General features: G+C 31.9%; 1 pseudogene. It reads left to right on the forward strand.

Annotated features, from left to right (window positions below):
* Positions 1 to 524: 524 nt before the first annotated feature.
* A pseudogene (locus AC1MPL_RS12465) lies at positions 525 to 849 on the forward strand (hypothetical protein); the annotation flags it as partial.

The raw sequence follows: 849 nt of genomic DNA on the forward strand, positions 1-849 counted from the left end.
TTGCTCGACTGTGTTTTGATGATGTGCTCAAGATTGCAATAAAACATCGATTTAACTCAGTTGTTCGCTTTACGATACCCGGCATAATAGATCGATTTTAAAAAATAGAGTGCTCATATTTTGATAAAAGCCCACGAATATGATGAAACAGTCATCAATTATGTTGAAACAATCCCTACTTTATTCTGAAACAACTCGGGGTTTATGTTGAAACAATTTTCATTTGTGATGTAACAGCAATATATTTATGAGGAAACACGTTTTTTTAAAGCTGTTTCCTCATTTTTCTCAAAAATACGCTAATATTTTTTTATATTAATAATCAGTAATTTAAAAACCTCGTAGAGCGAAGTTGAAGTGTTTCTAAATAAGCTAAAATAACAGAGTTATTTTAGCTTATTTAGAAACACGGAAACGACTAAATATTTAAATAATTTGTTCTCACATTTATTTAAATATTCTCACGATCGCATATGCTAGTCTAGAGTGATCAGTTTTCTACCCTTTCAGTGTTCGAGAAAATTATGGCTCAACGTGGTCGTCCTGCAAAAATACTTTCATCATCTGATCTAAGTGAACTCCTTCTTTTTATCCGAAGTTTGCCTTTCAGAAAGAAGAATCAAGAAAATGCTTTAGATCTATTACAAAGAGCTGAACAAGATTTTGATGAAGCTGAAATGAAAATTCTGAAATCAGCAGATCGAGAAAAACTGCGCTTTCAACAGAGACAGGGATTACTAGAACAAATCAAACTCAAAGAGAAAAATCAGCAAAAGTTGCTTGAAAATGAAATTGAGATTTTAGCATTAGAAAAGAATAAACAAGAGCGAGAGGACTTTTTTCGGTTAG

This window comes from Acinetobacter sp. N1-1 (genome assembly GCF_056711485.1).